Source organism: Sphingobium sp. B12D2B (genome assembly GCF_025961775.1).
In the GTDB taxonomy this organism is placed as follows: domain Bacteria; phylum Pseudomonadota; class Alphaproteobacteria; order Sphingomonadales; family Sphingomonadaceae; genus Sphingobium.
On the sequence record NZ_JAOQOH010000001.1, the window covers coordinates 2,337,001 to 2,356,633 of the forward strand.

Here is a 19,633-nt window from a genome sequence, read left to right on the forward strand (position 1 = left end):
CAGCCTGACGCTGTCAGGCGCGTCAGAAGCTCTTGCGCACCGAGAGATACCACTCGCGGGGACGGCCCGGCTGGGCTTCCGTGGTGGGCTGGCCGAAGGGCACCAGATCGAAGATGTTGTAGTAATATTGCTTGTTGAACAGGTTGGTCGCACCGACCGCCACGGTCAGGTCGCCCGCATCGTTCTGGTAGCTGATCCGCCCGTTGAACACGGCGCGGCCGGGGATCTGGGCGATCGGGCTGCGCGAGTTGAACGAGATCTTCGACTGGTAGAAGCCGTCGATCCGCGGCGTGATGGAGCCACCCAGCTGCTCGACCGGGATCTCGTACTGGATACCAGCCGAACCCGTCCACTGCGGCACGTAAACCGGCGTCTGGTTCACTACGAGCGGATCGTTGCGCAGTTCCGGCGCATCGAAATGCGTGTAACCGCCCGCGAGGTTGAACGTCAGGCCATCGACCGGACGGGCCTCCAGCTCGACCTCGAAGCCCTTCACCTTGCCCGGCGAATTGACGTAGTTGGTCTTGGAGATGCAAGCCACGCCAATGCCCTGCGCGAGGTTGACCGCACCGTCCGTCGCCGGATTATAGGCGCGGCACAGCTCGCTGCCGCCGGTCACAGCCGGATCGACCTGCGTCCCGGCGAGCGTGCAGACACCGGTCGTGCCGTTGTTGATGCACTCAGAACCGCTCTGCGAGACGATGCGCGAGGAGTAGTCCGAATAGAAGCCGGCCACGTTCAGGCGCAGGCGACGGTCGAAGAAGTCACCCTTGAAGCCGAGTTCATAGGCGACCATTTCCTCGGCCGCGACGGGCACGAGCTGCGAGGCCTGGAACGGACGCGGGTTGAACGCACCGGGACGATAGCCCGAAGCGATCGAGCCATAGACCATCACGGAATCGGTCAGCTTGTAGTCCGCGCCGAAGCGGTAATCGATGCGGTCGTCCTTGACGAGCACGGGGCGAATGATGCCGCCCTGGCCGTTGTTGAAAAGCGTGTCCTTGGTATCTTCCGAGTAGCGCAGGCCAGCGGTGAGCTGCAGGCGATCGAGCGGACGAACCTGCGCCTGGGCATAAGCCGCCTTGGCTTCGCTATCCACGCTGATGCGGGCGTTCTGCTGGAAGTTGAGGAACGGAATCGAGACGTTGGACGTCGTGAGGCCCTTGCCCTTGTAGTAGAACAGACCGGCGGTCACATCGAACAACGGGCTGGTGTAGTTGAGGCGCGGTTCGACCGTCCACTGCTCATGCGTGATGATGGACTTGGTGGTCTGCAGGCTCAGCGGCGACCCGTCGGTATCGTTGATGGCCGTCGTGAAGACATTGCGATAGCTACCCAGCACGGTGAGCGTCAGGTCCTGCGTCAGATCGACCACGGCCTTGCCGCTGAAGCCGTAATTCTCGATCACAGCCTTGCGATCGAAGCACTGGCCGCCACGGTCCGACCCACCGTTATAATAAGTGCCGGCGATGTTGGTACCAGCCGGGATCGGATCGCAATAGGTGGCATAGGTGGTGTAAGGGCTGTTCGTGAGGAAGCGGCTGTCATAGCTGACCCCCCAAAGCGGCTGATAAACGGCCGCATCAAGCGCCTGCGTGGCTGCGCTCGGCACGATGCGGAGCTGCTTGTTCGCCACCGCCGGGGAATCATCGTTGGTGTAGTCCGCCGAGAGCGTCAGGTCGATGCCGGTGCCGGCGTAACGCAGCGCGCCGCGCAGGGCGACGACGCTTTCACCGCCATAACGGCCCAGTTCGCAATCGGTCTGCGAGGCGCCGGAGAGGAAGCCGTCCGAGGGATCGAGCGAGGGGAACCTGCCGGCGAGGCCAGGCGTGCCCTGACGCACCATGTCACAACGAAAGTCGAGCAGCTTCTGGTAGCCCTTGCGCTTCTTCGACACGCCCGAAACGCGGAAGAAGAGGTTCTCCGAGAGCGGCACATTGAAGCCGGCGCGCAGGTCGGTGCGGTTGTAGCTGCCCACGGTCGCTTCGACATAGGCCGAAGGCGTGGCATCGGGTGCTTTGGAAATCAGGTTGACGGCGCCACCAATGGCGTTGCGGCCGAACACCGTGCCCTGCGGACCGCGCAGCACTTCGACGCGCTCAAGGTCGAGCAGATCGAAGGTCGAGCCGGCGAGCAGCGCATAATATTGGTCATCAACATAGAAGGCCACGCCCGGCTCGAACGCCAAGTTGAAGTCATACTGGCCGATGCCGCGGATATAGGCCTGCACGGCGCGGCCAAAAGAGGCGTTCGCTGCCGCAAAGCTGGCGTTCGGCACGATGGCCGCAACGTCCTGAATGTTGTTGATCGCCCGATCGGTCAGCGCATTAGCGGTCACGGCGGTGATGGCCAGCGGCGTTTCCTGCAGGTTGGTGGCCGAGCGCGTCGCGGTCACGACGATCTCTTCGACACCGGCGCGCTGGGGCTGCGCCTGGGCAGCGGCATCGTCCTGCGCCTGTGCGGGCGCTGCGATGCTCATGGCAAAGACGGACGCACCCGCCATGCCCAGAAGCTTGTTCCTCAACGAAAACGACATTCCAAATCTCCCAAAACGCGGGCGCAGGCCCATTGATCGATGGGTGAATGCCGCGCCGCATCCCCGCGCCGCCCGGAGACAGCGCCGCCCGCAAACGGGCCAGGACACCACGCAGCTTCACCGCGTTAGTGGAGTGATCAGCAGGGATTGGACTTATGCGCCAAGACGAACGAGATCGCCTTTGCCTGTGAGGCGATCAGGCACGATGAGGGCCTGATCGAAGCCACGGGCTTCGCCTGTACTGCATCCTTCTCCCGCTGGCATAAGACCAGCCGAGCATCGCCAATACTCCGAGATATTGACTTTGCCCGATACTCCAGCCTGCGCCATTGGAAGAGCACCGATGAGAAAACAAGAAAATTTCTCATCGAGCAGGAAATATTGATGACTTTGTCAGAAAGTGTCGCATGCATGCCACGATGGACCCTGGCCTGCGGGCCGGTGGCGCCTCTTGTTCCGATCACGTCGAAGCCGCGTCGCGCCCGCTCTTACGCGGCGCCCATGGGCGACATTGCCGCCCATCACAACCGCTAATCTGCAGCTTTGCTTTATAAGGATGTTGATTCCCCATCAACACCGTGTTTTGGTGCAATCCGATAAAAAGCCCGGCTGGTCGGCCGGATGGATGCGGGATGGCTGAATATGAACAGGTTTGACGTCGAAGACTTCATCGATCGGTCGCGGATCAGCGCCACCCAGATCATGGCGCTGCTCGTCTGCGTTCTGGTCTGCTTCATCGACGGGTTCGATATCTTCATGATCGGCAAGATCGCGCCGGCCATCGCTGCAGATTTCGGAGAGACCTCCGAGGCCATGACCAAGGTGTTCGTCTATCAGCAGATCGGCCTCGCCATTGGTGCCTTCAGCATCGCCCCGCTGGCGGACCGGTTCGGACGGCGGTTCATGCTCATGGTCTCCTGCCTCATCTTCGGCACGATCACCATCGGCAGCATCCATGCCCAGACGCTCACGCAGCTGGCTGTTCTGCGCGGCATTGCCGGCGTGTTCATGGCGGCGGGCCTGCCCATGGCCATGGCGCTGATCTCCGAGCTGACCCCCAAACGCAAACGCTCGACGCTGATCTCTCTGGCGCTTGTCGGCTTCTCGACCGGCAGTGCCGCCAGCGGCGTCGTCGCGGCGTGGCTGCTGGACAGCTATGGCTGGGAAAGCGGCTTCTGGATCGGCGGCCTCGTGCCGATTACCTGCGCGGTGCTGCTCTTCCTGATCGTGCCGGAATCGCTTAAGTTCCGGGCCGAGCGCAACCCATCCGATCAGCGGATCGCGACCACGATCCGCAAGATCGACCGCAATGTCGACCTGCGGGGCGACGAACTGTTCGTGATCGAGAGCGGTGGCGCCAAGGGGCGCAAGGCCAAGCTGTCCGACGTGTTCTCCGAGGGTCGCCTGACCATGACGGCACTGGTCTGGGCTGCCTGCACCCTCAGCATGACCAACACGGCCCTGCTTAGCGCCTGGATGCCGACCTTCTTCCTCGAAATGGCGGGCGTCCCCATCCAGGATTTCGCGAAGGTCGCCATGATCGGCTATCTCGGCGGGGTCGCGGGCACGCTCTCCATCGGCTGGCTGATGGACCGGATGCGCCCTGCCCTACTCATCGCCTGCTTCTATGTCATGCTGGCCGTGACCATCAACCTGCTGGGCTGGGTGCCCTTCTACTCCGCCTTCTTCGTGGTCGCGCTGCTCACCTGGCAGTTCTTCCAGACCGGCGGACAGTCCGGCCTCAACACGATGATCGCCCAAGTCTATCCGCCCCGGATGCGCAGCACGGCATTGGGCTGGGCCGGTGGCGCCGGACGCATCGGCGGCATCGTGGCGCCGATTGCGGGCGGCTTTGCGCTGGCGCAGCATTATTCGCTGCAACTCACCCTCGCGCTGACGGCAGCGCTTCCGCTTGGCACGGCGATCCTGATGTTCGCCCTCGCCTATATCCGCCGCCATGAAGAGGCGAAGGATAGAGAGCCCGTCACGCTCGCACATTGATAGGCGCGCTCGACGGTTGTCGGGCGAAAAGGAAAAGGGCGGCCTCGCGATGATGCGAGGGCCGCCCTTTCTGTTTGAGGTCCGCCCGGTCTACAGGAAACCGGTCAGCCGATAGGGGTAAGGGATCAGGCCGCCGAGCTGAGCTTCATATTATACTGTCCGCTCTTGAGCGTCTCTTCCGGCACCCATGTGCCATGGAACGTCGAGCGGACCCGGATCGGCAGCTTGAGCAGCGCCACCGGCCCCGCCGCGAGATTCTGCGCATCGAGAATCGCCAGATCGCTGCGGTTCTTCGAGGCGCGCGCCACGAGCACGAGCAGCCATCCGTCGCCTTCCGGCGCATCAGGCGTCCGCGGCACGAACTGCGCTTCCTGCACGCTGTCGCCCGGCCCCGGCTTCCAGATCTGGAACTCGCCGGTCTGATTGTCGAACCGCGCCGTGCCGCTCGATCCATCCTGCGCGCGTGCGAGCAGGAAGCCATAGCGATAGGGCCGCCCCTGGTAGCGATCGTCCGTGCGCGGCATCTCGCCCGGAATGTTCAGCAGACGCTGCGTGGTGAAGCTGTCCTCATTGCTGGCAAGATCGAACGTCATGCGCGTCAGGAATGGCGGAACCGGCGCCGTCTCCTCACCCTGCGGCGTGGTAAAGAAGGGGAAGCAGTTGCCATCATAATAGCACAGGTCGAGGTGGACCTTCGTGCCCTCGCGATAGGCATTCATCATGTGACCGGCGCTGCCGGTCGGCCCCTTGAACCAGCGAATATCCTCCGCTTTGCCATAACGCGGCACCAGCGCGACATGCACCGGCTGGTCGGGATGCCACTGATAATAAGGCCCGCCCTGCTTCACCACATCGAGATCGGTGATCAGCGGGAAGAACGGCACGACCACCCATTCATCGGTGATGGCGAAATCATGGACGCAGGCCGCATAGGGCATCTCGAACCAGATTTCGGTCTTGATCTTGCGATCCGGCCCGAAGACGTAGAACACGAAGTCCTTGGTAGCATCGCCCTTGGCCTGATAGCCGAACGCCAGCAATTCGTTGGTGATCGGGTCTACTTTCGGGTGCGCCGTAAACGTCTCGGACAATATCTGTCCGTCGAAATCCACGCGGCCCTTGGTTTCCAGCGTGTCGGGGTCGATCTCGTAAGGGAGGTCGTCTTCCTTCAACGCATAGAGATGGCCGGCATGGAACATCGCCGTGGTGTTGGCCGTGCCGAGATGGATTTCCTTCGCGCTTTCATCGACCGTATAGCGGTTGCGATAGCTGCCGAAGAGCCCGCGACGGGCGGCCTTCTGCGCCTTGTAGCGATCTGTCTCGACCCATTTGACGACATAATCCGCCTGATTGTCCTTGAAGCGGATCATGTGCATCTGGCCTTCGCCATCGATGAAGATGTCATCGGTGCGGCCGGAGGGATATTGCCGGTCGGCACCGACGCGATACAGGCCGCCTTCCAGCCCATCGGGGATGGCGCCGGAAATCAGCTCCAGCCCACGCAGCTCGATATTGGCGCGCATCGGCTCGCCCCAGCCGCGATAGAGCTCGACGTCCGGAAATTGAATGGGTTCGACCATGGGGTCCTCCTGAAGAATCTGCCTCAGACGGTGGCGATGAAGTTCATGATGTGATGCTCAAGGTCGCTGTCTGGCGTCCCGATCTCGAGCACAGGTGACAGGTGGTTGTGGCCTCCCAGCCAATGCAGCCTTGGAAAGGCCTTGTTGGTTATGGCGTAGCGGGCAGCCAAGCTTGCGGCCTGCTGCTGGAACGGCACCGGATCGAACTCGCAGACCGAGAAGAATAGCGGGATCTTGCTGGTGAGCAGCCCCGCCACGGTGGACGCCTGCGCCCAGCCTGCCGGATCCTCGCCATAATAGGATTTCTGGAACTGGTTCGGCTCGGCCGCGGCCACGTCGTAAATCCCCGAGCACATCAGCGCGCCGGCAATCTGCGGGGAGAAGCGCGCGACGCAATCGGCCACGTGCACCGCGCCCGCCGACTGGCCCATCACGAAGATGCGGTCCGGATCGCCGCCGAATTGCGCCACATTCTCGCGCAGCCAGATGACGGCATTGGCCACGTCCTCACCGCCGGCCGGCCAAGTGGCGGCGGGCGCGAGGCGGTACGTCATGGTGACGCCGACATAGCCCTCATCCACGGCGAAGCTGCCGATATTGTCGTAAAAGGGCGAGCCTTCGGTGGTCTTGTCGCCCATCACGAAGCCGCCGCCATGGACGAACACCAGCACCGGCGCGCCGGAAAGCCCGTCGCGTGTGAAGATATCCAGCCGGTTGCGCGCATCGGGACCATATTGATGGTCGCGCGTCACCCTGGCGCCAGCCGGAATACCGGGCTGCAGGGCACGGTAAATTCCCTGCGTGCCGCCCATCATGTCCGGGGTCAGTTCCGTGCCGAATGCTTTAAGTTGTTTGCGGATTTCGGGAGTCATGCAGCATCTCCAACCTTGAGCACCGGCTTGATCACCGTGCCCGCCTCACAATCATGAAACGCCTTGCCGATCTCATCGAAGGCGTAGGTCTCGATCAGCCGATCGAACGGGAAGCGCCCTTGCCGCCAGTAATCGATCAGCATCGGCAGGAAGGTGCGCGGATTGGCGTCGCCGCCGAGGATGCCGCGCAACTGCTTGCCACCGGCCAGCATGGGGAACATGGCCGGCGCCCACTCCCCACGAGGCGCCGCGACGAAGCCGGCAGTGCCGTTCATTGCGAGGCATTCCAGCGCCATGGTGTGGACGGCTGGCACGGTGGTGGTGTTGAAGGTGAAGTCCACGCCGCGACCGGTAACCGCGCGAATCTGCTTGGCGACGTCCTCGCCGTCGGAGCGGATCGCATCGGTCGCGCCCAGTTCGCGCGCAAGCTCCAGCCGGCCCGGGTTGATGTCCACCGCGACGATCCGCTTCGCGCCCACCAGCTTGGCGGCCATCACCGCAGAGAGGCCGACGCCACCGACCCCGAAGATGGCGATGGTATCCCCTGCCCCCACCTTCAGCGCCTCGATCACCGATCCGGCGCCAGTGATAACTCCGCAGCCGAGCGGGGCCAGTAATTCCAGCGGAATATCCTTGTCCACCTTCACCGCCGTGCGCTCCGGCACGATGCTGTGCGTCGCGAACGAAGACTGGCCGAAGAAATGCGAGTGGATGCGCTCATCGCCGCACGCCAGCGCCGTCGAGCCATCGAGGCGCTTGCCGCCGAAGTTCATCGGCATCGCGAGATCGCAATAGGTCGGGCGACCGGCCACGCAACTGGGGCAGACGCCACAGCTGCTGCCGGAGAGGAGCACATGATCGCCCACGGCGAAACCGCGCACGCCCTCACCCAGCGCCTCTACCACGCCCGCGCCCTCATGGCCGAGCACGATGGGATGCGGCGCGTGACGCCCCGGATGCTCATGCAAATCGGTGTGGCAGATGCCGACAGCGACCATACGCACGAGCATCTCGCCCGCGCGCGGTGCTTCCAGCTCCAGCGTTTCAAGCACGGGCGCCGGCTGATTGCCGCGACTGACGGCAGCGGTGATCTGCATCACTTCTTCCCCGCGACCGGCGGAGCCTGATGGCTCGGCTTTTTCTTGAGCAGGATCTCGCCTTTCCACGGCACCTGATCGGCGGCGGTCCAGGCGTTGACGTGCAGCGACTGGAACCGCCACACGCCTTCCTTCTTGGTCACATGGTCCTGCCGGGTGCCGATGCCGAACACGAAGTTGGTGTGATAATCGGTCTGAAACTGGAGAATCTGGAAGAAGCAGCGCACGTCCACCTCGCCCTGCTCCGGGCGTGGGTCCATGATCAGCGTGTTCATGATGTGCTGGCGCCCGTACCACCAACTTTGCCGGTCGTTCCACAGCGAGCGCAGATTCTCCAGAATCGCCTCATGGCCCTGCACCCGGCCCTGCCAGAGGTGATCGAACCAGGCGTCCTGCGCGAAGGTGGACATCGCCGTCTCTTCATCGGCGAGGTCGATGCCCCAGGCGTAGCGCGAATAAAGCTCCTGAATTTCGAGCCGGTCGAGTGCGCTCAGTTCCCATGCCATGTCAGTGTCCTCCCGGTTTTCCAAGATGGTGATCGTTCTGGATGTCGGCCGGCTCGCCATGATTGGTGAGCAGGGCCTTGCGGCGCACATAGCGCAGGATCGCCTCCGGTCCGGTGCGCGAGCCGCCGCCCACGCCGGACGCCCCAAAGGCATTGCTGCCGACCGTGCGGTTCTTGGCGAAGGTCAGGAAAGTATCCTGCATGAATACCGAGCCGGCATTGATCTGCAGGCCGATCGCCATCGCTTCTTCCGGGCTTCCGGCGACGACGTTCGCCGTAAGGCCGAAAATGGTGTCATTCGCCAGCGCAATCGCCTCTTCTACCGTCTTGAACGGCATGACCGGCAGGATCGGCCCGAAGGTTTCGTCCCGCATGACCAGCATGTCATGGGTGACGCCGGTCAGCACGGTCGGGCGCATGTAGAGTCCGCCGTCGATCTGCTCGACCGCCCCGCCGGTGAGGACCTTCGCCCCCTTCCCGACCGCGTCGGCGATATGCCGCTCGACGATCTGCGCCTGCGGCGCGAAGGTAAAGGGATGGAGATGCCCGGCACGCGGATCGTCGCTGTTGAGGCGGACCTTCTGCGCCTTCTCAACGAGAAGCGCGACGAAGGCATTGTGGATCGCCTCGGCGACGTAGATGCGCTCGACCGAGAAGCAGACCATGCCATTGGCATGAACCGCGCCGCGCAGGACGGCGGTGGTCGCCCGCTCCAGATCGGCGGTCTCCGTGACGATCACAGGGTCCTTGCCGCCCAGTTCCAGATAGCAGGGGATCAGGCGTTCGGCACACTGCACGGCGATCTTGCGACCGGTGGGCACGCTGCCCGTGAAGCAGACGAGATCGACCGTGTCGATGATCGCCCGGCCCGTCTCGCCATCACCCTGAACATAATCGAACACGCCGGCCAGTTCCGGCACCTGCGCCACGGCCTCGAACAACGGCTGCACCCAGCGCGGCGTCACTTCCGAGGGCTTGATAAGCACAGCGCAACCGGCGAACAGGGCGGGAATGGCATCGAGCAGCACCAGCATCATCGGCGCGTTCCAGGGGCCGATCACGCCGACCAGCGGATAGGGCACGAACTGCGTGCGTACCTCCACTTGCGGCATGGCCTTGGAGGGGCCGGTATAGCTTGCCGCATCGAGCGCGGCCTGCGCGTCCTCGATCCAGCCGCCGATATTGCCCATGGTGATGAAGCCCTGGAGATAGGAGGTATGGCACCCTCCGGTATCGACCGCATCAGCCTCGGCGATGGCGCTGGCGCGCTTGGCGACCTCGCCCAGCCAGCGCTGCATGACGCCGATGCGCTCTGCGAGCGGCTTGGCACCCCAAGCCTGCTGGTTGCGCCGGAGACGGTCAGCCTTCGCCGCCACGTCCTCCGCCGTCGCAATTTCCATCATAAAGTCGATCGCGCCGCTGCGTGGGTTGCGCACGGGCACGCTGCGCCGTTCGATATCCGCCATGAACGTCCTCCCCGAAGGCGAGAGACTCGCCTCAATTAGTCAGACGTCGTTGTATATCGATGTTAGACGGGCAATCAACAGGATTGCGGCGTTTCATTGTCCCAAGGGAAAAAGCCCGGATAGCGCAGGATCGCCGAGTGCGCGCGCACCACGGATTGCAATGGCGGGAGCAGCGCTTCGAAGGCGCGCGCGGATATGTTGGATCGCACCGCATCTTCGGTCGCATCCGCGCTGGTCTGGAGACGGTCGATCTGGTGCCGGCCATCATCGGTGACGAAATAGAGCGTCTTGCGACGATCCTGCGGCGAGGGCACAGCCTGCAACCACCCCCGCTGGGCCAGCTTCTTGAGAACGATCGCGCAGGTGGAGGGATCCAGGCCATAGACACGCGCGAACTCGACCTGACTCAGGCCGCCATGCAGATCGAGTATCACCATCGCGGAGAACTGGCGCAGGGTCACCGCCATCGGCGCGACCTGCTCACTGAAATGCGCATGGAGGATCTGCAGCGCGCGGCGGAACAACATGCTGGGCACATTGGCCAGATAGGAGTCCTGCCTGTCCCATCGCGGCGCGCCGTCATTGCCGGCCTCCACCAGGCTGGAGAGCTGCGCCATGGCCACCGCGCGTTCGTCATCGCTCAGCGGATCGAGCAGCAACGCCTGAAGCTGGGCGAAAGACGACCGGATTTCGTCCATGCGGGCTTCCCCGGCCGCCGTCAGCACCGGCAGACTGCGCCGCCGATCCCGCTCATCCTGCTGGCGGGCGATAAGGCCGGTCAATTCGAGGTTCTGCAGCACGATCGCCGTGGTCGACGTGTCGCTGCCGCAGGCCCGCGCGAGGCGGACCTGATCGCTCCCCGGACGCTCAGCAATCGCGAGCATCATTTCCGCCTGCGACAAGGTCTCGCCCCCGCAGGCCACCGATCCGTACAGGGCATTGGCGATCTGATCGATGCGGTTGAGCAGAAACCCCGGCTTGCGCAGGAACACCCGCATGACCTGATCGAGCGGAACACGCGGTCTTTCTACGGCCCAATCAATCTCAGGTGCAGCAATGGCAATTTGTTTTGCAGGCATCGTCACAAACAGGCGGACCCCGTGATGGGCAATGTTATCATGCGCAACAATCGGCCAGATTCCGGGGCTTGGCAAGCATGTCGGTCGAGCAGATCGACGTTTTTCAGTTGAACCTGAGCGGCCACCCGCTTAGCTGTTGAAGAATCAACAACAAGAATTTTCTTGGAGCGCAGGATGACCGAGGACGACTATGCCGACTACATCGCCCGCTTCAATGCGAACGATTTCGAAGGTTTCGGCCGCTATTATTGCGATGACGTGGTGTTCAACCTGGGCGAAAAGCGCCAGATCATAGGACGTTCCGCCATTCTGGATTTCTACCGCGACGTGAAGTCCAAGGTCCGCGAAACGCTCGACATTCTCGCCGTCGCAGCCGGTCCGGACACCCTCGCCTGCCATGTTCGCACCGAATTCTATGGCCTGGAAGACTGGCCCGACTTCATCGCCGGCCCCTTGATGAAGGGCCAGACCCTCAACATCGAGAGCCTTGGCTTCTATTATCTGCGCGACGGCAAGTTCGCGCAGATTCTCGGCGCGCGGTACAAGACGCTGCCCGCCACAGCTGCTGTTTGATAGTCATCGAAAAAGGAGATTGCACTTCATGGTAACGCCCGAGATTGCCCCCCATCCCTTCGCGCCGAAGTTCGAATTCGCCTTTACGGTGTCGATCGACCTGACACCGGCGGTGTGGATTTCCCCCACCAGCATGGGCGCGACCCGCGCTGCCGTGTGGGCGGCCCAAGGCACCTTCGAGGGCCCCCGCATTCGCGGCCGGGTCATCCCGATGAGCGGCGGCGACTATCCGCTGTCCCGCCCCAATGGCGTGATCGATTTCGACGCGCGCTACATGCTGGAAGCCGATGACGGCACGCCGATCTATCTGCAGAGCCGCGGCTATCGCTGGGCCGAAGGTGACGCCATGGAGCGCATGGCCCGCAACGAAGATGTGGGGCCGGACGAATATTATATGCGGGTGAGCCCCAAGTTCGACGTGCCGGAAGGCCCGCACGAATGGCTGGGCAAGCACATCTTCGTCGGCGTTGCCGAGAAGATCCCGAAGGCCAACCGCATCCACTATTTCATGCTGCTCTGACGGCTGACGCCTTCCAAAGAAATCCAGCTGCCGCCGCCTTGCACTTTCCGCAGGGCGGCGGCAGTGCCTTATCCAGCCAAGAGGAGAGCATGCGATGAACGATCCGCAAGTCCCCGCCCATCTCGAATATGTGTTCGAGATGCGGGTCAATTTCCGCCCCGAACGCTGCACTGTCGGCCCGCTGCCGGGTGGTGGCTATCAGGGCTACACGCCCTGCGCTAGCGGCACGATCTACGGGCCACGCCTGTCCGGCATCATCATCCCGGACAGCGGCGCCGATTACGCCACCGTGCGGGGCGACGGCACCATCGTCATCAAGTCGCACTATATGCTGCAGGCCGATGACGGCACCAAGATCTACATCAACAACAATGGCTATCTCATCCCGGCCAAGCCGGGCGAGGCGCGACTGGATGACGGCACCCCGCAGCCGGCCTATTTCTGCTTCTCGCCCACATTCGTGGTGCCCGAGGGGCCGCATGACTGGATGGGCAAGACGCTGATCATCGGCACGGGCAGCCGTCGGTCCAACCCCGATCACTCCATCTTCACTTATTATGCGGTGAAGCAGACGCTCGACTGAGCATTTGACTGAACAAACGAAAACGCCGCCGCTGGAGCCCTCAGGCCCCGGCGGCGGCGTTTTTCATGCCGGTCAGATTATCCGATCAGGCCGCGTCACCCGCCTGGCGCTTTTCCGCACCGAAGACGCGGACGGGGTCCTTACGGCCCTCCACCACATCCTTGTCCACCACGACTTCGGTCACGCCTTCCATCGTCGGCAGATCGAACATGGTGTCGAGCAGGATCGCCTCGATGATCGACCTCAGGCCACGCGCGCCGGTCTTGCGCTCGATGGCGCGCTGAGCAATCGCCGTCAGCGCTTCGTCCGTGAACGTCAATTCGACGTCTTCCAGCTCGAACAGCTTGCGATACTGCTTCACCAGCGCGTTCTTGGGCTCGGTGAGGATCTGCACCAGCGCGGCGATGTCCAGATCTTCCAGCGTCGCGATGACCGGCAGACGACCGACAAACTCGGGGATCAGGCCGAATTTGAGCAGATCTTCCGGCTCGGTCTGCTTGAGCAGCTGACCCGTACGCCGTTCGTCCGGCGCTGCGACATGCGCGCCGAAGCCGATCGACTTGCCCTCAAGCCGGTCGCCGATGATCTTTTCCAGCCCCGCAAAGGCACCACCGGCGATGAACAGGATGTTCGTCGTATCGACCTGCAGGAATTCCTGCTGCGGATGCTTGCGGCCGCCCTGCGGCGGCACCGAGGCGGTGGTGCCTTCCATCAACTTGAGCAGCGCCTGCTGCACGCCCTCGCCCGACACGTCGCGGGTGATGGAGGGATTCTCCGCCTTGCGGCTGATCTTGTCGATCTCGTCGATATACACAATGCCGCGCTGCGCCTTCTCCACATTATAGTCGGAGGCCTGGAGCAGCTTGAGGATGATGTTCTCGACGTCCTCGCCGACATAGCCAGCTTCGGTCAGCGTCGTCGCATCCGCCATGGTGAACGGCACGTCGAAGGTTTTGGCGAGCGTCTGGGCCAGCAGCGTCTTGCCGCAGCCGGTGGGCCCGATGAGCAGGATGTTGGACTTGGCCAGCTCCACATCGCCGGCCTTGCCGCCATGCTCCAGCCGCTTGTAGTGATTGTGCACAGCCACCGAGAGCACGCGCTTGGCGCGCTGCTGGCCGATGACATAATCGCTCAGCACATCGCAAATCTGCTGGGGCGTCGGCACGCCGCCTTCCTTGCGGCCGACCAGACCACCTTTGGTCTCTTCACGAATGATATCGTTGCACAATTCGACGCATTCATCGCAGATGAACACGGTTGGGCCGGCGATGAGCTTACGCACTTCGTGCTGCGACTTTCCGCAGAACGAGCAGTAGAGCGTGCTCTTCGAATCCGATCCTGTGAGCTTTGTCATTCAATCTCTTCCTTGGTCTGGCGCCGTCTCGCGCCAATTGCCCAGATGCTCTTTCCGTCGGTCATCCTAGACCGCCTTCTTGCAGCATCACAAGTGCCGAAAATGTCGCCAAATAGCGTAAACCAGACATTGCCGGCTCAAAAGCCATAATGGAAAGAAGATGGGAGGGCTGGTCCGGCTTTGCAATGGGAGATGCTGGCCGGAATCGGCCAGGCTGCGAACAGAGAGATTTTAGCGGCGGAAATAAGCTGGCCGCTCACTCGACCACGGCACAGCCCAAAGTCCGGCGACGATGCACGGCGCCGCCGGGATGCAAAGGCCGACCGCGTGAGCGGCCGGCCCGACCCTATCAAGCCGGCGTTTCTTCGCTGGTGCCGGGACGCTTGTCGTACACCTTGTCCACAAGGCCGAACGCGAGCGCTTCTTCAGCCTCCAGGAAGGTGTCGCGATCCATGGCGGCCTCGATCTTCTCCAGCGGCTGGCCGGTGTACTTGACGTAAAGATCGTTCAGGCGACGACGGATCCGGAGGATTTCCTTGGCCTGGATCTCGATATCCGACGCCATGCCCTGCGCGCCGCCAGACGGCTGGTGGATCATGATCCGCGCGTTGCTGAGCGCAAAGCGCATGCCCGGCTCGCCGGCCGCGAGCAGGAAGCTGCCCATCGACGCGGCCTGGCCGATGCACACCGTGCCGACCTTGGGGCGGATATACTGCATGGTGTCATGGATCGCCATGCCGCTGGTCACCACGCCGCCCGGCGAGTTGATGTACATCCAGATGTCCTTCTTCGGGTTCTCCGATTCCAGAAACAGCAGCTGGGCAACGATCAGCGAGGCCATGTGATCCTCGACCTGGCCGGTCACGAAAATGATCCGCTCCCGCAACAGGCGCGAGTAGATATCGAAGCTGCGCTCGCCGCGATTGGACTGTTCGATAACGATAGGAACAAGTGCCCCGAGCGGATCAAAATTATCGGTCATGATTCTCTTTCTTACTGGCCGTCTGCGGCCACTACATCGGACGTTTGGGCACTGACTTCAAGATGCGCAGGCTGGGCACCGGGTGCGGACAGGTACGTTTCGAAAAGCGCGCGCCCAGGCCCTTCGATCAGTCGCCGGCTCAGAGAGGCACAGCCCATGACGAAGATCAGAAAGAGGATGCTGATCCCATCGCCGATCCAGACCCCGCCGCCGATGGCTTTCCCGGTCTGCGTATCGACCACCAGATCGACAGCGACATGACGCTCGATGACCGATAACAAGTTGAGCAGGCGGTAATATAGAAAGATGTGGATAAGGTAGATCGAATAGGAGAGTGCTCCGATCTCTACCACCTTGGGCCTTTTCAAGCAGTCGCTCACCACGCCTTTCTCCCGCCCGAACACGAGTACCGCGATTAAAAAGAGAAAGGGTGACAGAACGGACAGCCTCCCTCCTCCCAGGCAGGATATGAATGCTACCAGCGCAATCGCCGTCACCAGCTCAAGTCCATGATCAGTCCAAGCTGGAAGCTGCATCGCCTTGATCCGATTCATGCAGCGCCAACCGACGAGGCCGAGCGCAAAGCCCATCGCGCAACGCAGCAGCGCGTTCTGGTACATGACCGGACTGAAATCCGGCTGGCTAAGGAGCAGCAACGGAACGGCGACCGCAATGCCCAGACAAATTGGCACCAAGTGACGCCCAGCGGTTCGCAGAACCAACGCAAAGACCAGATAAATCCAGACTTCCGCTGCGATCGACCAGCTGGGAAAATTCCACGCCATGGGATCGCCGCCCGGGAAAATCTGGATCAACAGCAGGGCATCGATCAGATTCTTGGGCGATTGCAGGCCCTCGAAGGCCGGCCTGCCTAACCTATCCCCACCGAAGATCAGGAGACAAAGCTCAAACAGGACGAAGCAGACCAGCATGGCAAAATGCAGCGGATAGACGCGGGCGATCCGCTTGCGCATGAAATGGCCGACGGAATAACCGTCCACGAGCCTCTTCCCGTAGCTCGCGCCGATGACAAAGCCGGACAGCACGAAAAAGAAATCGACGAAAAGGGACGCATGCTCAACCAGCGCTGCGTTCGAAATCCTTCCCTGCGTCTTCACATGCAGAAGGAGGACCATGCACGCGCAAATGCCGCGCAAGCTATCAAGCACCTTATAATGGTGCCGCGATGAACCAACCCCCTCCATACCTGCCCCCCCGAGCCTGTCGGGAAAGTTTATGGACTCAATTATTCATGATCAACTGGGTTAATGAAATTTAACGCGTCATCCCCGGCGCGGTATGCGCCAGATAGGCGAGGCGCTTCATTTCCTGCCGGCCGCGCGTCACCGTATCGAGGATGAGGCCGGTAAGCAGGCACAAGGCTGACAAGACGCCCATCCCCACGATGGTGATGAGGGTCGGGAAGCGAGGCACAAGCCCCGTCTCCAGATAGGTCAGGACGACCGGCACGCCCATCAGCCCGGCAACCAGCGCGATCACCAGCGCAATGAAACCGAAGAACCACAAGGGCCGCTCCACGCGATAGAGCTGGATCATCGTGCGCAGGATGCGCCAGCCGTCGCGGAAGGTGTTGAGCTTGGAGAGCGAGCCCTCCGCCCGCGCCGCATAGGCGGTCATCACCTCGCCCACCGGCATGCGCAGCTCGAGGGCGTGGACAGACATCTCCGTTTCGATCTCGAAGCCCTCCGATAGGATCGGAAAGCTCTTGACGAACCGCCGGGAGAACACCCGATAGCCTGAGAGGATATCGGTGAAACTGCGCCCGAAAAGCTGCCGCAGCAGCCCGGTGAGCAGCAGATTGCCGAGCCGGTGCCCCGGACGGTAAGCCGCCTCCACCTCCGACTTGCGGGCGCCGACGACCATGTCGAGCGGCCCGTCCAGCATCGCGCTGACCAGCGCCGGCGCCGCGCTCGCATCATAGGTCGCATCGCCATCGGCGAGCACGTAGATGTCCGCATCGACGTCCGCGAACATCCGCCGCACGACATGGCCCTTCCCTTGCTGCCGCACGCTGTAGACGATCGCCCCGGCGGCGCGCGCCACGGCGACGCTATCATCGGAACTGTTATTGTCGAACACGTAGATGGCTGCCTGCGGCAAGGCCTGCGCGAACGCGGTAACGGTCTGCCCGATGGCGACCGCCTCGTTATAACAGGGCAGCAGGACGGCGATGCGCACGCCTGTCATCGGGCTTGACGGGTCTGGATGCATGGGACTGCGGGCTTATGGCAACAGATCGCATGGTTGCAATGGTCTTTTGCGACCCCAGCGCCCGGCGGCACCTTCTGCACGAGCCCGCCGCCATGCATCCAAAGAAAAAGCGAGCCGGAACGGCATCCCGCTCCGGCTCGCTTCTGATTAGTTCATGCGATCTGCAGTGAGGCCTCAGGCCTCGGCAGTCTTGGCCTTCTTGGCAGCGGGCTTCCTGGCCGGCTTCTCAGCCGCGTCGCCCTCGTCGGCCTTGGCAGCCGCGGCCTTCTTGGCCGGAGCCTTCTTGGCAGGTGCCTTGGCCTCTTCTGCCGGAGCGGCCTCAGTCTCGGCATCAGCCTTCTTGGCAGCCGGCTTCTTGGCGGCAGCCTTCTTGGCCGGCTTGGCGTCGTGGCTGTGATCGTGGCCGCAATCCGGTCCGTGGACGTGACCGCCCTCTTCGCTCTCGATCGCCGCTTCCAGATCGGCGCGCGCAACGGTGCGCTCGCTCACATCGGCCTTCTCGAAGAGATAATCGACGACCTTGTCTTCGTAGAGCGGGGCACGCAGCTGCGCGGCGGCCATCGGCTCGTTGCGGACATATTCGACGAACCGCTCGCGGTCCTGCGGGGCGTACTGCTGCGCGGCCTGAGCAACGAGGCGGTTCATTTCCGCCTGCGTGATCTCCACGCCATTGGCCTGGCCGATTTCCGAGAGGAGCAGGCCCAGACGGACGCGACGCTCGGCGATCTTGCGATAATCGTCGCGGTCGGCTTCCATTTCCTTGAGCGCCGCCTCGGGATCTTCCTCGTGACCGGCTTCATGCTCAAGCTGCTGCCAGATCTGGCCGAACTCGGCTTCGACCATGCCCGGGGGCACCTCGAAATCGTGGCCGGCAGCCAGCTGATCGAGAAGCTGACGCTTCATGTAGGTGCGCGTCAGATTGCCGTGCTCCTGCTCGATCTGCGCCTTGAACAGCTCGCGCAGCTTCTCGAGGCTCTCAAGGCCGAGCTGCTTGGCGAACTCGTCATCAGCGGGCTTGTCGACGGGATTCTTGACCGCCTTAATGACGAGATCGAAGGTCGCATCCTTGCCGGCCAGCTCCTTGGAGCCATATGCGGCGGGGAAGGTCACGTTGATGGTCTTCTCGTCGCCGGTCTTCACACCGACCAGCTGGTCCTCGAAGCCGGGGATGAGATTGCCCGAACCGATGGCGATGGCCATGTCCGAACCGGTGCCGCCCTCGAAGGCCACGCCGTCGACCTTGCCGACGAAATCCATGACGACCTGGTCGCCTTCCTTTGCCTTAGCGGACTTGGGCGCGTCCTCATAACGCTGGCTCTGCGCGGCGAGACGGCCAACCGCCTCGTCGATCTGCTCGTCAGTCACGTCGACGACGAGCCGCTCCAGCTTGATGCCCTCGATCTTGGGCGCGGGAACCTCCGGCAGGATTTCCAGAGCGACCTTGACCTCGGCGTCTTTGCCGTCCTCATAGTCGGCCGTCAGCTCGACGCTCGGCTGCATCGCGGGACGCAGCTTGTTCTCGGCGATGACCTTCTCGACGCCCTCACGGATGGACTTGTCCAGCGCCTCGCGCTGCAGGGCCGGGCCGTGCATCTTGCGGACGAGGTTGGCAGGCACCTTGCCGGGCCGGAAACCGGGCATCCGCACCTGCGGCGCAATCGACTTCACTTCCTCTTCGACGCGGGCGTCGATGTCCTTGGCCGTGACGGTCAGCGTATAGGCGCGCTTGAGGCCCTCATTCAATGTCTCGACAATCTGCATATCTCTAACTCGACGCTTTCCAGGCTAGGATGAAATCTCTTGGAACGACCGGGGCCAGGCTGCGCAACTGGTGCGGGCGAAGGGACTCGAACCCCCACATCTTGCGATACCAGAACCTAAATCTGGCGCGTCTACCAGTTTCGCCACGCCCGCATCGGTCGCCGGTCGGCGGGCCATAGTGCAAAGCCTGGGAAAGGGCAAGGCTGTGCGCGCCTTGCCGTGTCGATCCGGAACGATCCCTCACGCCGCCCGTTGAAAAGAGCAACGAAAGGACGCAAAGCCATGGCCAGCCAGCCGGAAATTCCGCCCCCCGATACCATCACCCCGCAGTCACCTGACGAGCTTCCGCCCATGGAATCGCCGGACGAGACGCCGTTTCGCGAACCGCCGGAAATCGCGCCGGAAACGCCCAATATCGATGAACCCGGCCGCGGCCCCGACGAACTGCCGTCCATCGCGCCGCCGCCAGACTGATCTTAGGTACTGATCTCA

The 19,633-nt window shown here is 62.7% G+C and carries 17 protein-coding genes and 1 tRNA gene; 5 read left to right on the forward strand and 13 right to left on the reverse strand.

The annotated features are described in order from the left end of the window. Positions 1–22: 22 nt before the first annotated feature. Positions 23–2,536, reverse strand: coding sequence for a TonB-dependent receptor (locus tag M2335_RS11095; protein WP_264594718.1), 2,514 nt, complete (start codon positions 2,534–2,536; stop codon positions 23–25). 642 nt (positions 2,537–3,178) lie between these two features. Here M2335_RS11095 and M2335_RS11100 point away from each other — a divergent pair. Continuing rightward, the gene (locus M2335_RS11100) at positions 3,179–4,537 is read left to right on the forward strand and encodes an MFS transporter (RefSeq protein ID WP_264594719.1); all 1,359 of its coding nucleotides are present in this window, start codon (positions 3,179–3,181) and stop codon (positions 4,535–4,537) included. 125 nt (positions 4,538–4,662) lie between these two features. On the opposite strand, the gene M2335_RS11105 is transcribed toward M2335_RS11100, so the two are convergent. The 6 genes from M2335_RS11105 to M2335_RS11130 all read right to left on the reverse strand — a co-directional run bounded on the left by M2335_RS11105 (position 4,663) and on the right by M2335_RS11130 (position 11,049). Next, positions 4,663–6,117, reverse strand: coding sequence for a carotenoid oxygenase family protein (locus tag M2335_RS11105; RefSeq protein WP_264594720.1), 1,455 nt, complete (start codon positions 6,115–6,117; stop codon positions 4,663–4,665). Positions 6,118–6,140: 23 nt separating this feature from the next. Further along, the gene (locus M2335_RS11110) at positions 6,141–6,989 is read right to left on the reverse strand and encodes an alpha/beta hydrolase (protein WP_264569998.1); all 849 of its coding nucleotides are present in this window, start codon (positions 6,987–6,989) and stop codon (positions 6,141–6,143) included. Beyond that, entirely contained in the window at positions 6,986–8,086 is a 1,101-nt protein-coding gene (locus M2335_RS11115) for an NAD(P)-dependent alcohol dehydrogenase (protein ID WP_264594721.1), read from the reverse strand. The genes M2335_RS11110 and M2335_RS11115 overlap by 4 nt, the downstream gene beginning before the upstream one ends. Next, positions 8,086–8,592 carry a nuclear transport factor 2 family protein gene (locus tag M2335_RS11120; protein WP_181559312.1) on the reverse strand — a complete coding sequence of 169 codons (507 nt, stop codon included), beginning with the start codon at positions 8,590–8,592 and terminating at the stop codon, positions 8,086–8,088. The genes M2335_RS11115 and M2335_RS11120 overlap by 1 nt, the downstream gene beginning before the upstream one ends. 1 nt (position 8,593) lies before the next feature. Continuing rightward, a complete protein-coding gene (locus M2335_RS11125; RefSeq protein WP_264594722.1) occupies positions 8,594–10,057 on the reverse strand; it encodes an aldehyde dehydrogenase family protein in 1,464 nt (487 codons plus the stop codon). 74 nt (positions 10,058–10,131) lie between these two features. Next, complete coding sequence (locus tag M2335_RS11130) at positions 10,132–11,049, reverse strand: MarR family winged helix-turn-helix transcriptional regulator (RefSeq protein ID WP_264594723.1); 918 nt, start codon at positions 11,047–11,049, stop codon at positions 10,132–10,134. 261 nt (positions 11,050–11,310) lie between these two features. Here M2335_RS11130 and M2335_RS11135 point away from each other — a divergent pair, with 261 nt between their 5' ends. The 3 genes from M2335_RS11135 to M2335_RS11145 all read left to right on the forward strand — a co-directional run bounded on the left by M2335_RS11135 (position 11,311) and on the right by M2335_RS11145 (position 12,812). After that, positions 11,311–11,709 (forward strand): nuclear transport factor 2 family protein, encoded by a 399-nt coding sequence (locus M2335_RS11135; protein ID WP_264569994.1) that lies wholly within the window; start codon positions 11,311–11,313, stop codon positions 11,707–11,709. A 28-nt stretch (positions 11,710–11,737) separates the two neighbouring features. After that, on the forward strand, positions 11,738–12,229 hold the full coding sequence (locus tag M2335_RS11140) for a DUF3237 domain-containing protein (protein ID WP_264572533.1): 492 nt from the start codon (positions 11,738–11,740) through the stop codon (positions 12,227–12,229). Between the two features lie 94 nt (positions 12,230–12,323). Then, positions 12,324–12,812 (forward strand): DUF3237 domain-containing protein, encoded by a 489-nt coding sequence (locus M2335_RS11145; RefSeq protein WP_181559307.1) that lies wholly within the window; start codon positions 12,324–12,326, stop codon positions 12,810–12,812. Positions 12,813–12,897: 85 nt separating this feature from the next. Here the strand turns inward: M2335_RS11145 and clpX are convergent, their stop codons facing one another. The 6 genes from clpX to M2335_RS11175 form a co-directional block, all read right to left on the reverse strand. Continuing rightward, positions 12,898–14,166 (reverse strand): ATP-dependent Clp protease ATP-binding subunit ClpX, encoded by a 1,269-nt coding sequence (clpX, locus tag M2335_RS11150; protein WP_181559306.1) that lies wholly within the window; start codon positions 14,164–14,166, stop codon positions 12,898–12,900. 349 nt (positions 14,167–14,515) lie between these two features. After that, on the reverse strand, positions 14,516–15,148 hold the full coding sequence (gene clpP / locus M2335_RS11155; RefSeq protein WP_181559305.1) for an ATP-dependent Clp endopeptidase proteolytic subunit ClpP: 633 nt from the start codon (positions 15,146–15,148) through the stop codon (positions 14,516–14,518). Positions 15,149–15,159: 11 nt separating this feature from the next. Beyond that, positions 15,160–16,353 (reverse strand): acyltransferase family protein, encoded by a 1,194-nt coding sequence (locus M2335_RS11160; protein ID WP_264594724.1) that lies wholly within the window; start codon positions 16,351–16,353, stop codon positions 15,160–15,162. A 70-nt stretch (positions 16,354–16,423) separates the two neighbouring features. Further along, a complete protein-coding gene (locus tag M2335_RS11165; RefSeq protein ID WP_264594725.1) occupies positions 16,424–17,356 on the reverse strand; it encodes a glycosyltransferase family 2 protein in 933 nt (310 codons plus the stop codon). Positions 17,357–17,554: 198 nt separating this feature from the next. Then, positions 17,555–19,141, reverse strand: a complete 1,587-nt coding sequence (tig, locus tag M2335_RS11170; RefSeq protein ID WP_264594726.1) for a trigger factor — start codon at positions 19,139–19,141, stop codon at positions 17,555–17,557. 68 nt (positions 19,142–19,209) lie between these two features. Next, positions 19,210–19,294, reverse strand: a tRNA-Leu gene (locus M2335_RS11175). A 129-nt stretch (positions 19,295–19,423) separates the two neighbouring features. Here M2335_RS11175 and M2335_RS11180 point away from each other — a divergent pair. After that, entirely contained in the window at positions 19,424–19,615 is a 192-nt protein-coding gene (locus M2335_RS11180; RefSeq protein ID WP_181559302.1) for a hypothetical protein, read from the forward strand. The last annotated feature ends 18 nt before the right edge of the window (positions 19,616–19,633 follow it).